The 14465-nt window shown below is 48.1% G+C and carries 11 protein-coding genes and 1 pseudogene; 6 read left to right on the forward strand and 6 right to left on the reverse strand.

Annotation, left to right across the window (positions count from 1 at the left end; all coding sequences use genetic code 11):
- Positions 1–31: 31 nt before the first annotated feature.
- The gene (locus AAW31_RS13665) at positions 32–1528 is read left to right on the forward strand and encodes a metallophosphoesterase (protein WP_046850649.1); all 1497 of its coding nucleotides are present in this window, start codon (positions 32–34) and stop codon (positions 1526–1528) included.
- Positions 1529–1532: 4 nt separating this feature from the next.
- Entirely contained in the window at positions 1533–3557 is a 2025-nt protein-coding gene (locus AAW31_RS13670; RefSeq protein ID WP_046850650.1) for a CHAT domain-containing protein, read from the forward strand.
- A gap of 9 nt (positions 3558–3566) precedes the next feature.
- On the opposite strand, the gene holB is transcribed toward AAW31_RS13670, so the two are convergent.
- Positions 3567–4631 (reverse strand): DNA polymerase III subunit delta', encoded by a 1065-nt coding sequence (holB, locus tag AAW31_RS13675; protein ID WP_309567361.1) that lies wholly within the window; start codon positions 4629–4631, stop codon positions 3567–3569.
- Between the two features lie 179 nt (positions 4632–4810).
- Positions 4811–5434, reverse strand: a complete 624-nt coding sequence (tmk, locus tag AAW31_RS13680; protein ID WP_046850651.1) for a dTMP kinase — start codon at positions 5432–5434, stop codon at positions 4811–4813.
- Positions 5435–5542: 108 nt separating this feature from the next.
- On the opposite strand from tmk, the gene ampD reads away from it, so the two are divergent.
- Positions 5543–6115 (forward strand): 1,6-anhydro-N-acetylmuramyl-L-alanine amidase AmpD, encoded by a 573-nt coding sequence (gene ampD / locus AAW31_RS13685; RefSeq protein ID WP_046850652.1) that lies wholly within the window; start codon positions 5543–5545, stop codon positions 6113–6115.
- On the opposite strand, the gene rnk is transcribed toward ampD, so the two are convergent.
- Positions 6075–6488: a nucleoside diphosphate kinase regulator gene (rnk, locus tag AAW31_RS13690; protein ID WP_046850653.1), complete on the reverse strand. Its 414-nt coding sequence runs from the start codon at positions 6486–6488 to the stop codon at positions 6075–6077. The genes ampD and rnk overlap by 41 nt on opposite strands.
- A gap of 266 nt (positions 6489–6754) precedes the next feature.
- The gene (locus AAW31_RS13695) at positions 6755–7660 is read right to left on the reverse strand and encodes a D-hexose-6-phosphate mutarotase (protein ID WP_046850654.1); all 906 of its coding nucleotides are present in this window, start codon (positions 7658–7660) and stop codon (positions 6755–6757) included.
- 105 nt (positions 7661–7765) lie between these two features.
- On the opposite strand from AAW31_RS13695, the gene AAW31_RS13700 reads away from it, so the two are divergent.
- The gene (locus tag AAW31_RS13700; protein WP_046850655.1) at positions 7766–10618 is read left to right on the forward strand and encodes an aconitate hydratase; all 2853 of its coding nucleotides are present in this window, start codon (positions 7766–7768) and stop codon (positions 10616–10618) included.
- Positions 10619–11045: 427 nt separating this feature from the next.
- Here the strand turns inward: AAW31_RS13700 and AAW31_RS13705 are convergent, their stop codons facing one another.
- A complete protein-coding gene (locus AAW31_RS13705) occupies positions 11046–12572 on the reverse strand; it encodes a cation:proton antiporter domain-containing protein (protein WP_407667743.1) in 1527 nt (508 codons plus the stop codon).
- Here AAW31_RS13705 and AAW31_RS23760 point away from each other — a divergent pair.
- On the forward strand, positions 12558–13043 hold the full coding sequence (locus tag AAW31_RS23760; RefSeq protein ID WP_407667744.1) for a hypothetical protein: 486 nt from the start codon (positions 12558–12560) through the stop codon (positions 13041–13043). The genes AAW31_RS13705 and AAW31_RS23760 overlap by 15 nt on opposite strands.
- Here AAW31_RS23760 and AAW31_RS13710 read toward each other — a convergent pair.
- A complete protein-coding gene (locus AAW31_RS13710; protein ID WP_235264386.1) occupies positions 13016–13771 on the reverse strand; it encodes a cation:proton antiporter domain-containing protein in 756 nt (251 codons plus the stop codon). The genes AAW31_RS23760 and AAW31_RS13710 overlap by 28 nt on opposite strands.
- A 311-nt stretch (positions 13772–14082) precedes the next feature.
- Here AAW31_RS13710 and AAW31_RS13715 point away from each other — a divergent pair.
- Positions 14083–14385 (forward strand): annotated as a pseudogene (locus AAW31_RS13715) (ISNCY family transposase); the annotation flags it as partial.
- Between the last annotated feature and the right edge of the window lie 80 nt (positions 14386–14465).

The following is a 14465-nucleotide window of genomic DNA, read 5'->3' on the forward strand; positions in this document are numbered from 1 at the left end:
CTGTGATTACTTAATTTAATAAGATAAGGATATGAGCGATTTTCCAGAATACGACGAAATCCATGTTATTTCAGACATTCACATGGGTGGCAATAAGGTAGATTTTCAAATTTTGCGTGAAACCGAGCGCCTCGCCAACTATATCGGTTGGGTCGGACAGCAACGGCCTGGCGGACGCGTGGCATTGATATTGAATGGCGATATCATCGATACATTGGCAGAAGACATTCACGGCTATGTGGCCACTGATGAAGCCATTGCCACCGTACAGCGAATCATGAAAGATGCATCTTTTTCCAATATCTGGAAAGCTTTGGCTGATTTTGTCAAATCGGAAGGACGCACCCTGATCATTATCATTGGCAATCACGATATTGAATTATCTTTTCCTGTGGTACAACGCCTGATTATCACGTATCTGGCAGGAGCTGATCAAACAGCGCGCGCACGCATTGAATTTTGCACAACCGGCGCAGGCTACACCTGCATGGTTGGAAATGCACACATCTATTGTACTCACGGGAATGAAGTGGATGCGTGGAATTACAACCGTTATGAAGATCTCGCAAAAGTGGGGCGACGCTTGAATGTGGGCCGTTCACTTAGTCCCAGCGAATGGTACCCCAATGCCGGTACGCGCATGGTTAAAGATATCATGAATGAAGTGAAGCGCAAGTTTGCCTGGATCGATCTGCTTAAACCAGAAACATCTGCCGCCGTCGGTACCTTATTGGTACTTGACCCATCACAAGCAAGTAAAATCAATAAGCTGCTACCGATTGTGGGTGAAAAGGTAGAAGGACAAAAGCAAATTGATCAACGGCTTTCCGCTGAAGGCTTTCACCAGCCCAGTCAGGATGCTGCCATCCCATTTACCGCCGATCGTTTATTAGGGCCCAACCTTAAAGCTGGTGTATTAGGCGCTACCGCAACTGACACCCGTAGCGCTGATGACATGTTGCTCGCTGCGGAAAAGAGCTTTCGTACTGGTGCACAGACTGTCTTAACCGCTAACAGCACCTTAGGCACACCACAACTCATCTGGGATAGTTTAACTGGTTGGATGAGGGGTGTCGGTAAAGATGAAGCACTGCGTCGTGCGCTTAAAGACTGGTTGGAAGATGACAAAACATTTGATATTTCCGATCAGGATGATACTTACAAACAGGTGACGGCCGCAGTCGGATCATCCATTGACTTTATTATTACCGGTCACACGCATCTTGAACGTGCCATCAACATGGGAGGCGGGCGCTATTATTTCAATAGTGGTACCTGGATTCGTTTGTTACAGTTTACCGAAGCCATGTTAAAAAACACAGCTTCCTTCAAACCAGTATACGATGTACTCATCAATGGAAAAATGGAAGCGATTGATCAGGCAAGATTTGATAATCAGCCATTTGTGATGGACCAGACCAGCGCTATATCGATCAAAGAAGAAAGCGGTAAAGTAGTTGGGAGGTTGACCCATGTTGTGGGTGACGGCTCAGGCCTACCTCTTGAGATAAAAAAATTCCCGGAGTAATGATATGAGCACTATTCCCAGCAAAGCCATCCAAAAAGTCAAACTTGAATTTCTCAGACCGGGACCCTCGCACAATCAGTTACTCTCTCCCCTTACGCCATATATTGCGTTATGTGGCGAAGAAGGGCCAGTGACGGTGCAAATGCCATTTGAGCACCGACAATTATTAATGCGCTTGCGCAGGTTACGTTATGAATCCGATAAGGACCCCGCCAAGGATGAGCAACGCCAGGCTGAAGTTCGTGATTTAGGTGAAGCGATTGGGAGAGTGCTCGGTCAGATTCCAGCGTTGCTTTCCGAATTGGGTAATGCCGCAGTGGAAGCCGGAAAACTGGTTCATCTGCGCCTTTCCTTATCTGCGTTTGAGCTTGGCCTGGTTCCATTTGAGCTTGCCGTCGGCGTGGATGGATTCCCAGGCTCTGGCTCCCCGTTATTCCTACAAACACGTGCACCGATCTCAATCACACGAGAAATCCGCCGCGGGCGGCCTCTTCCAATTAATTGGAACCGGCCACCCCGTATCCTCTTTGCTTTTGCAGAACCCGATGGACTTTATGTTCCCGCTCAATCTCATTTACAAGCCCTACGTTCAGCCATCGAACCGTGGGTAAAAATCAGAAACCCAGGGAGGGATAAGGAACGCGTAGAGGATGTTAAAAAGATTTTGACTGTCCTGCCTAATGCGACCTTGAAACAGATCCGTGAAGCATGTGCCCAAGCTGAGTATACTCATGTACATATTCTGGCACATGGTGCACCCTTGGAAAATTCCGGTAATAAACGCTACGGCGTAGCGTTATGTAGCGATTTTGATTCAAGCAAAGATATCATTGATGGTGAAAGGCTTGCCATTGCGCTGACAGCGCGTGATTCATCAGGAAATACAAAATTCTGTCCGACACTCGTTACGCTCGCAACCTGTGATTCAGGCAATATCGAATCGATGCTTACCCCTGGTGGCAGTATCGCACATGAACTGCATGCTGCAGGTATTCCCTGGGTGATTGCATCACAGTTCCCGCTATGGATGAGTGCTTCAGCAATTGCTGCCGAAGTACTTTATCAACGACTACTGGATGGCAACGACCCGCGCTGGGTCATCTATGAATTACGTCAGCGCTTACGCACCGATGCAGCAGGCACTCATGATTGGGCCAGTATCGTCGCTTACGCCACCGTACCATTAGATTTTGAAGACCAGGTCGATGCCTTCCGCGACAAACAAATCAGAAGACGACTGGAAGTCAAATTTGATCGGATCGATGAACTGGTAGGGGCTAATATCGAGATTGAACAAACCCAGCAAACGTTCGATTCTGCTGAACTTGAAGAAGAAATCGGTTTCTTGTGCAAGTCGATTCGTAACGAACTCAAAGCATGGCGTGAGGAGCCTGAAGCAGTGGCATCTTTCGAAATCAAAGCCGAACGCCTCGGCATGAGTGCAGCCAGTGAGAAACGTATTGGCATCGCCTATTCATTACTTGCAAGTAACCATGCGGTTGATCCCAGCAAAATTCCGAAGTGGGCAAAGGAAAGCAAAAAAGCCTATGAAGCTTCTCAAGCATACTATCGCGAAGCCTTGGAATTCGAGCCGCATAATTATTGGGTGATGACGCAATTTCTTTCCATTACAGCCATACCTGCCTTAACCAGTAGTGCAGCTTTTAAATGCTTATCAGAAGAGTATGGTCAATGGTGGATCACGGCTCGCCAAATTGTCGAGTGGGAGTTGAATAAGGCCAGCGGAGATAATCGGGCGTATACCTTAGCAACAATGGCCGAGCTCGCTTTGCTCGGTGTAGCCTATGGTGTACCAGATTTCAATGATCCACACGCAAAAGAGGAGATTATTCGTTATTGCAATGAGATGCGGGCGCAGCTTGATCCTGATGACTTCCCGCTCCTGTCAACACAGCGTCAATTCAGGCGCTACATCAGATATTGGGATAGAGAAGAATGGAGAGGTTTGGCCTATACTGCCTTGGAAACGTTAGGAGGTAGATTATCAGAAGAATCTCTGGAAGATTGATGAGAGCAATCAACCCTGGTATCGCGTCGGCGCCATTACCTTAACGTAGCAAAGCAGCATCTCTTCCAGAAACAATTTGGCGTTGAGAGGATGACGCGCTAATTGCTGGCTCATGATCAAATTGCGCCAGAAGCTGGCAAGCAGCTTGGGATCTGCAGTTGAGGCCAATTTTCTTATAGTGGTTTCTTGATGGACATGGTAGCGAATTTTTCCTATGGTACAAACACATATCAGGTCATAGCACCACTTTTGTAACCAACTGACAATCTCGGGTAAATCCAGTTTATGCAGACTGTTGGCCAGAGAAATAGGGTCAAAGCTGGCTGGCATGCTGATTTTCCGGATAAAATCTGTATGCTGGTTAAAATAATCTTGCTGGCTGAATGCCGCAGCTTGCAAAGGTGAAGCACCTGACAGAGCCAGACAGATATCGGCATGTTCTACTCCCTGCTGTGTCAACCACTTACGCGCAGTGGCCGCATCAGGTATGGGCAGCGTAATATGCTGGCAACGACTACGAATGGTTGGCAGCAGATCTTGCGCACGATGCGCCACCAGAATGAAAAGAATATGGGATGGAGGTTCTTCAAGTTTCTTCAATAAGGCATTGGCTGACGCTACATTCATGGCTTCTGCTGGATGAATCAGAATTACCTTGAGCCCATCCTGATGACCTGAAAGATAAACGAAATCGTTCAGCGCTCGCACTTGCTCGATGGTAATATATTGGCTGGGCTTTTTCCCTGATTTGGTATGATCTGCCTCTTGCCTGTCTATGCCGCTGCTTGCGGAACCCGCTTCGCCAGACGATTCAATAAGTGCTTCTGGTGTCATTAAATAAAAATTTGGATGGGTTTCCTGCTCAAACCATTTGCAGCTTGCACATACGCCGCAGGCAATCTGTTCCACCGTTATCTGCGTACACAATAATGATTTGGCAAGGCTTCGTGCAAAGCCTAGTTTGCCTATTCCTTTTCTGCCTTTCAGCAACAAGGCGTGTGTCTTCAAAGCCACCGAGCCTCTCACTTGTTGCCAAATAGTATATTGCCAGGGATAAAGTTCATTCATTTGCATTTCTAATTCCATTTCTAAATCAAAAATGACGCGAAGGCGAGCCGCAGACAGTATAAATCATACGGCAAGGTGAAGCCGACAAAGTCAGCTTTGATTTAGAAATGGAATAACAATCCATTTTGTGAGCGAATCGCTTCTTTTTCGTAGTATGTTTGCTCATTCCTCACCCTATGGTAGATTCACTCAAATAATGCTTGCTGGATGATAGCTTCCAAGGCGATTGTCACCTCATGCAGCGGTTGGCTTGAATCGACCAAGCAAATTCTTTCGGTAAATTGCTGCGCTCGCTGTAGATAAGTTGCGCGTACCTGGAGAAAAAATTCATCCTGTTCTCTCTCGAACCGATCAGTTATTTTGGCCGATTGCACACGCTGTCTAGCCATTTCTATCGGTACATCGAAATATAATGTAAGATCAGGCTGGAACACGCCCTGTACCCACTGCTCCAGTATGTGCAACTTATCGAATGGCACTCCTCTGCCCCCTCCCTGATAAGCAAAACTCGCATCAGTGAAGCGATCCGAAATGACCCACTCCCCTCTATGGAGTGACGGCAGAATAACTTTATCCAGATGCTCCCGCCGTACTGCAAACATCAGCAATGCTTCCGTTTCCGCATGCATGTGCTGACCAGGATCGAGCAGCAAGGTGCGCAATTGCTCACCCAGTAAGGTGCCACCTGGCTCACGTGTTGTTACGACATCAATTCCTTTATCTTCTAAAAAATTTTCCAGCCAGGCCAAATGAGTGCTCTTGCCTGCGCCATCAAGGCCTTCTAAAGTAATGAATTTCCCCCGCTGCATAAGGTAGCCTGCTTATCTAAATATTCATAAATAAAATCCAACCCCATCTGCTTTGCCTTATTATATCTGTTCAATAACTTAAATTCTGTCATCAGAATAAAACAACATATGCAAATCAATCCTGCCGGTTATCTCGAGAACGTGCGTTTCATTTCTTCACCGAACTGTGATGAACGCCCAACTGAATGTGCTATCAGTTTATTGGTAATTCATAACATCAGCCTGCCACCGGATGAATTTGGCGGAAATGGTGTAATCGAGTTATTTACTAACCAGCTTGATCCGCAAGCGCATCCTTATTTTGAATCATTGCGTCATCTCAGGGTCTCCAGCCACTTTTTCATTCGCCGCGATGGGGAAATCATCCAGTTTGTTCCGTGCATACAGCGCGCCTGGCATGCGGGGGTGTCCTGTTGGCAAGGCAAGGAGCGTTGTAATGACTTCTCCATCGGGGTTGAATTGGAAGGAAGCGATGCTCTACCCTTTGAACCTGTTCAGTACGATCAGCTCATTGCGCTCACGGTCTCTTTGCTCAAGGCCTACCCCATTATCGATATTGCAGGGCATGCCGATATTGCCCCCACGCGTAAAACCGACCCAGGTCCTTATTTTGATTGGGGGCATTATCGCCAGGGATGTTCTAGCGATGATATTCACCAGCACGTTCAGGTTGGTAGGTGACTTCTACGATACGAACGCGCAATACGCCACCGCCAGGTTTTGGCCATTCGATTTCATCTCCTTGAGAAAGACCCAGCAGCGCACTGCCGACCGGCGCAAGAATTGAAATCTTGCTACCGCTGGCGTCAATGTCTCTAGGATAGACCAGTGTTAATTCAAATTCTTCAGACGAAGATTCAACTTTAAACCTTACTGTAGAATTCATAGTCACCACAGTAGGTGGCACATCCATCGGATCAACGACTTCCGCTCGCATCAATTCAGCCTCTAGTTCATCCTTACCCGGGAAAGCATTGCTGGGTAATGAATCAATAAGCCTCTCCAATCTCTCCGCATCAAGCGTTGAAATAATAATTTTTGGTCTGGTTTTCATTTTTACCCTCTTGGCTTTTGCTTAATACAGCTTATCCGCATTATGAAAGAAGATCTCATTCCGTTTCTCAAACAAATCTAACTTTGTCGGCTTTCCCGTGTCGCCTTATTCTGCCCGGGCTCACCTTTGTGTTATATTTGATTTGAAAGGAAATAGCAAGCAGACAGAAGAAACGCACATCATGCGTCATGCCCCTATCGAGACTACAACAGATTGATTGATTAACCGGCGTTTTTTCCAACCCCGATTTTATCTAAACCTCATTATCACATATGTTCAATACGATAATTGGCAATCAGTCTAAATTCACTGCCTGGTTGTATTGTAATGATATCCGTGGCGGCATTGGTCGTTTCCACGCACAACATGCGCAGATAATCGTCATCTTGCAAATCAGCCATCTCTGCCGAAATTCTGGCCCATGGGTTCCACACCACAGCCGTTTGACTGCCTTGAGACGCGATATGAATCCGACGCTTCATAGCAGGATCATGCACGATGATATCGTCTAAGACATCCAGGTAAATGCGATCCACTTCCGAGCTGATGGTCACAGCACCTGATTGCATTTTTTGCTGTCCCCCATCGGCCTTGTCGAGGTACTGCCTGCCCTCCAACCCTGAAACACGGACTTGATGAATATCACCCACACTGAAATAGGTGTGGAAGGCTTGCGTAATGGAGATTGCCTGATCTCCAGTGTTGCGTGTCACTAGTGCTAGATTAAGCGTTTCTCCGATTATAATTTCCAGTCTCAAAATAAAGGCATGTGGCCAGATAGCCTGCGTCTCCGGTGTATCTGCCAATCCTAATACCACTTGATTATCACCATTAGCCGTCACACTCGTTTCAATCACATCCCACATGCGGTTACGCACAAAACCATGCGCCGCGCGGCCTTTTCCTTCTGGATCAGGGCCAAACCAAGGCCAGCAAATCGGTACGCCCCCTTTAATTGCTTTTCCTGCCTGATAATAAGCCTTCTGGCTGAGAAACATCAAATCATCTGTTTTACCAGCCGGCTGAAAAGAAAGCACCTGACCGGCGTAGACTGAAATCAGTGCACTGGCCTTAGCGTTTTTTACTCGAATAAATGGAAAACCACCCTGTCCTTCAAAAAATTCAACCTGCCCAGCAATGCCATGATCTCTATTTAATTGTGCAATACCCATTTTTTACCTTATTTTTTGTCGCAATAAGTTTGGAATGATAAACTCAAACCCAAACTTCATAAACTGCTATTAGTAAATCATCCCGCTTACTTTTAAGGATATGCCATGACTCACACTTTATTCAACTCACTGCAATCGCTACCACTCCCTGATGGCAAAACCGCTCAATTTTACTCTTTATCAGCGTTGGAGGAAGCCGGTCTTGGTAAGGTATCGCGACTTCCTGTTTCTATCCGCATTGTGCTGGAATCGGTGCTGCGTAATTACGATGATAAAAAAGTCACTGAAACGCATGTTCGACAGCTGGCTGGCTGGCAGCCGAATGCCGTTCGTACGCATGAAATTCCGTTTGTGGTTGCGCGTATTGTGTTACAGGATTTTACGGGTGTGCCGCTTCTGGTTGATCTGGCGGCCATGCGCAGTGCGGCAGAAAGGCTAGGGAAAGATCCCAAGCGTATTGAACCGCTGGTACCGGTTGACCTGGTAGTCGACCACTCCGTTCAGGTCGATTACTATGGCGATAAAAATGCACTCGCACGCAACATGGAAATGGAGTTTGTTCGCAATAAAGAACGCTACCAGTTTATTAAATGGGGCATGCAAGCGTTTGATACTTTCAAAGTTGTCCCACCCGGTATTGGTATCGTGCATCAGGTCAACCTGGAATATCTGGCACGCGGCGTGCATCAGAAAAATGGCCTGGTTTATCCAGATACGCTGGTCGGCACCGACTCGCACACCACCATGATTAATAGTATCGGGGTGGTAGGCTGGGGTGTGGGCGGGATCGAAGCAGAAGCAGGCATGCTAGGACAGCCGGTTTACTTTCTCACCCCGGATGTCGTCGGTGTCAATCTAACGGGTCGGCTACGTGAAGGCGTCACTGCAACAGATCTGGTTTTGGCCGTTACTGAAATGCTGCGTAAAGCAAAAGTAGTCGGCAAATTTGTAGAATTCTTTGGCGAAGGAACCGCATCATTAAGCTTACCTGATCGTGCCACCATCGCTAACATGGCGCCCGAATACGGTGCCACCATGGGCTTTTTCCCAGTTGATGACGCCACCCTTCAATACTTTAGATATACGGGTCGCATGAATGAAGAAATCGATGCATTTGAAGCCTATTTCAAGGCACAAGGGCTATTTGGCATGCCAAATAAAGGAGAGATTGACTACAGTCAGGAATTGCAACTGGACTTGAATTCAATTATACCATCGCTCGCCGGACCAAAACGCCCGCAGGATCGTATTGCAATTGGCAATCTTAAATCAACTTTTACTGAGCTTTTCAGTAAACCCATGGCTGACAACGGTTATGGTAAGCTAGCGGAAGATTTGACTCGCCCCTATGCCACCCGCGATGCAACCTACCCGAATAATGTAGTATGCGTCACCAGTCCGATGAATCAGGATGAAACCACTCTTCCGCCTGGCTCTGAGAGAAATGTGGCTGAACTGGTCAATAATCGCCCCACTCAGAATCCTGTCAAAATCAACGGCAAGGTAGATCACCCTATGGAACTGCACCATGGCGACGTCCTGATCGCTGCGATCACATCCTGTACCAACACCTCCAATCCTACGGTACTAATCGCTGCCGGGCTGCTGGCAAAAAAAGCGGTTGAGAAAGGTCTGAGTGTCAAGCGCCATATCAAGACTTCACTTGCACCCGGTTCGCGTGTGGTCACAGAATATTTGACCGCTGCCGGCTTATTGCCCTATCTGGAGCAGCTTGGCTTCAGTCTGGCGGGTTACGGCTGTACCACTTGTATCGGTAACTCGGGGCCGCTGCCCGAGATTGTTGAAGAATGCGTCGTCAAGGAAGACCTCGTATGCTCAGCAGTCCTGTCCGGTAACCGAAATTTCGAGGCAAGGATTCATGCCAATATCCGCGCTAACTTTCTGGCTTCGCCCCCTCTGGTAGTGGCTTATGCTATCGCCGGCACGGTATTGAAAGATCTCGATACCGAACCGCTAGGTGTAGGAAAGGATAATCAGCCTGTGTGGCTGCACGATATCTGGCCAAGCAGCGCAGAAATCGCCTCTCTCATGGAATTTGCTACCCAGGCCGACACTTTCCGCCAACTCTATAGCGATTTCACCAAAGATATCCCTCTTTGGAATAACATCACCTCGGTCACTGGCAAACTGTATAACTGGCCAGACTCCACCTATATCGCTGAACCGCCTTTCTTCCAGGATTTTTCACTGCAACCAGCACTTAACAACCAGTCTGGAGGCATCATGGGTGCGCGAGCATTAGCGATCTTTGGCGATTCCGTTACCACTGATCACATCAGCCCGGCTGGTGCTATCAAGGAAACCTCACCGGCAGGTCAATATCTGCTCACCCATGATGTGACTCAAACAGACTTCAATAGTTATGGTTCTCGCCGCGGTAACCATCATGTCATGATGCGCGGCACTTTCGCCAATGTGCGCATTAAAAACCTGATGGTTCCTGGCAGTGAAGGTGGGGTCACATTATTCCGTGACAACCATACTACTGATGGTGAACAAATGCCCATCTACGATGCGGCTATGCGATATATTGCTCAAAATGTGCCTACCGTAGTGTTTGCCGGTAAGGAATATGGCACGGGCTCTAGCCGTGATTGGGCAGCCAAAGGCACCCAGTTGTTAGGAGTCAAAGCGGTCATTGCGGAAAGTTATGAGCGTATCCACCGGAGTAATTTAGTAGGCATGGGGGTCTTACCTTTACAATTCATGGGCAATCATAACGCCTCCTCCCTTGGCATCAAAGGGGACGAACAATTCGATATTGTTGGCATCGACACCATTCACCCCCAGCAAGAAGTTACTCTTGTTATCCATTACAAAGATGGCAGCCAGCACCGCATCCCGCTGCTCTGCCGCATTGATACCGCAATTGAAGTCGATTATTATCGGCATAGCGGTATTTTACCTTATGTACTCAGGCAGTTACTGGTGAGTTAGAAAATTTCATGCGCGCTGGAGGATATTCTCCAGCATGTTTGAAGCCAACAAGAGCAAGTGCTCTCAACTGATTTGAAAGTATTTAATTTACAGTAGCATCTGGCAATACCACTTATAAATGATCATCTTGGCTGCCTTCGCGCAGACTCAGTAGAAGCTATGAGCGCCTCACTCGGACGGATGAAGCCTGGGTTTACATCGCCATGACCCGCAGTATGTTGGAGCGCTTGACATAAAACAGGAGTTTCCAAACTGATGTGGCTACACTAAACCGGACACATTCCTTAAAATATAGCATGTCCCCTGTAAATTATAATCAATTTATAGGGGACATGCTATATTTTTGATTTCAGCCATTGCATATTCTCCTTTCAATAATAGTGAGCGATACATCCCGTTTGGATGGAGTCGATGGCGCAAGGCAGTATTAGCTGTAAAGGATGATGCGCTCAGCACGCTGTAACTCATCCGGTGAGCCATGCATCACTAGGATGTCGTTTGCTGCAATACTTGTTTCTGAGGATGGCATCACGAGGCGGTCCCCATGTCGAACGATAGTGATGAATGTGATGCCACCCGGGTTAACCTCGCCAAGCTGTCTTCCGATGGACTTACAGTTGGGCGGAATCTCAATTGAATGCACGTGCTCTTCGCTGCTATAGCTCGCTGTCTCAGTCAGCGTGTCACCTCGGAAGAACTCCCGTATCAATCGATATTTTCCGGATCTTTGCTCCTGAATACGCCGCATAACTTGTGATGGCGGGACGTCAAGTAGTAGCAACGATTGTGATGCGATCATCAAACCCGCTTCTAGCGTTTCAGGTACAACCTCTGTAGCACCTGCTTTCTGTAATTCACTCACTCGACTCTCGTCGCGCGTACGAACCATCACAGGCAGTTCAGGGCGAGCCCTCCTTATATACTCAAGGGCTTTTAGGGATGCCGCAACATCGTCGTGACTGATAATAACGAGGCGTGCTCGGTCAAGGCCCAGCAAATCCAAGACATTCCGATCGGTCGCATCACCGTAGTAAACAAGTTCGCCAGCAGCGTGAGCCTGGCGCACACGCGCTGGATCGAGGTCAAGCGCAATATAAGGAATACTCTCCTCGTCGAGTAGGTGCGCCACACTTTGGCCAATTCGGCCGTAGCCGAAAATAATTACATGGTCTTCAAGCTGCGTAATTATACCAAGCTCTAATGTTGGACTCATGGGTGAGTTGCTGGATCGAGACAGGTCTCGCACGAGTAGGCTAGCGATGGCGTGGTTGTGCCGGATGATAAATGGTCCGGCGATCATAGAAAAAAGCACTGACGTGAGCGCAATCTGACCTAGCAAGGTATCGATCACGTTAGCGGAGAGTGCTATGGCCAGGAGGGCAAACCCGAATTCTCCACCAACAGACAACAATAATCCGGTTCGCCAGGCCGTTAGCGGGTCAGTACCTACTTTTCTCACCATAAACGAGACAAGCAGTGCCTTGCTCGTTAGCAAAACTACTGCTCCGAGAATCGCCCAGTGCCAGATACGAGGAAGGCTAGCTGGATCTAGCAACATGCCGATGCCGATAAAGAAAAGACCGAGTAAAACGTCTCTAAATGGCCGAACGGTTGACTCCACTTGGTGGCGGAACTCTGTTTCACCAATTACCATCCCCGCGAGGAATGCGCCGAAAGCAAGGGACAGGCCTAGGCTGTTGGTCGTCCACGCAGCCAGCAAAGCAATAAGCAAGACTGTAAGCGTAAAGATTTCCGCAGAGCGTCGCTCTGCAATGAAATGGAAAATAGGACGAAGAAGCCATCGACCCACGAAGAAGACCAAGGCAAATGCCAAGAGCGCCTTGGCCAGTGCCCAACCCAACGCACCCAGCACGAGTTCCGCCCCCACGGCCATACCGAGAACTGGAATGACTACCACAAAAGGTACGGCCGTGACATCTTGAAACACCGACATCGCAAGCCCAAGCTTCCCATGCCGGCTGTTCTCCTCACCTTGTTCCGCAAGTTGCTTGCCAATAATAGTTGTGGAAGACTGCGCGAAGACGGCACCGACAACGAATGCCGCCATAGGAGTAAGCCCCGCCCACCAAGCCACCAGCCCAACGATAGCGGTGGTAAAGAGGACCTGACCCGTTCCCAAGCCAAGGACTTGATGCCGCAGCGCATGAATTTGCGGCAACGAAAAATTCAAACCAATCGTAAACAGGAGAAACACAATACCGAATTCGGCAAGTGCTCTGATCTGCGGGATGTCGATCACCGGCCCCATTGTGTATGGCCCGAGTATCAATCCAACAAGCAGATAGCCAAGACTGCTTGGAATATCGAATCGGTTGAATGTAACAATCACCGAAACAGTCACCCCCAGCAAGAGCAATACTTGCGCGAAATTCTCCATCAAGTACCGCCTTCTCTTATAGCTTGAGTAATACCAGAAGAAAATTCCTGGACGTCTTTTGTATGCAGCCGAAGGTGCAGCTGGGTATGCGTTATCATGCCATGCGCCAATTCACATTCATCTAGAAATACTGTCCCCAAGCTTTTTTTTCTCAAAATCTCCGCTTCTTCCTCGCTATGTGTACGCAAGATGACGAATATCGATGAATTGAGCGTTTTGGCTATCTCGACCATTTTGCGAATATTGAACGTGTCTGAGATCGCAATGAACAGCCTCGCGGCTCGTGCGACGTGGACCTGGGTCAACACTTCATATAGGATTAAGACCAGCACCATCACGAGGCCTTCAACGATAAACCTACCCACAACTATCTGGTCATTGACTGACTTGAGCAGCCCTTTGGCTTCCGGTGTACGAAGTAACACGACCGTGCTGGCGATAGAGATACACAATCCAAATACCAGGGATACGTTAATGCTCCAGCCCCAGAAGGAGGCTGTCGCTATGCCGGATGCTACCGCCAACGCAATTTGGACAATGGTACTTGGTACGGCAATGCATCGAACAGCCATCAGATCGCCAACAGAAAAGTATAGACCGACACCAAACGTCAGCAGCACCACGCCAATCTCGTCTGGCTGGCATGCAAAGCCGACATCCGCAAGGAAGCCTGGTGTGACGGGGCTAATCATGATGCCGGTAAGCAGATAGCCAACCAATGACAGCATACGAAAGCGCGTAGCAATGAAAGCCAAACACCATCGCGAGGCCAGAATTGGCAGCGATGACAGCAATCAGATTGATGTCGTTAGGCATGCACTATCTCCGAGCAGACTCATCAGCTGCGCCGAGTCGTCACTCGACGCTATTCGTACTTGCGGTCAGCCACGATTGGGTGAAAAATATAGAAAAATTCTACCAGAGTCAACTCTCCATTGGACACCTCACATGCCTCAGAAATCCGCGTGGAATTTCCAGCAAGCTAATTTGTCAGCCAACGCGCCCCAATTGTATGAAGGAACAGATGGTGGAGATTCTTACCTTCGAACAGGTCGCCGGCTATCTGGAGGTGATGCCTCCCAAAAAAAGCAAACTATCCAAAAAGCGCAAGGCGGTAGAGAAAATGGAAGAATTTGTTAAAGCTCGTCGTGCGCACTCAGCAGTAGAGCCAGCAATTGATGCGCTGGAGGCACACGGACGAGACAAATGCCCAGACCATGGCATGGTTGGTTTTAAACGTTACGTTGCACTGGCTATTGTCGCCAGAAACAACCGTTGTATACGTGATATTCTATGGCAGCAGGATGTGGAGTGTGAGTGGCAAAGCTATAAAATATAACTTACAGCACCAACAGGCAGCTTAAGCTAGCCAACTAACGCAAAAGACCGCATGATTGCGAACAATCAGTAGTGAATGCTGGGTAGAAATTAGAATCGTATTTTTAATGC

Source organism: Nitrosomonas communis (assembly GCF_001007935.1).
GTDB lineage: Bacteria > Pseudomonadota > Gammaproteobacteria > Burkholderiales > Nitrosomonadaceae > Nitrosomonas > Nitrosomonas communis.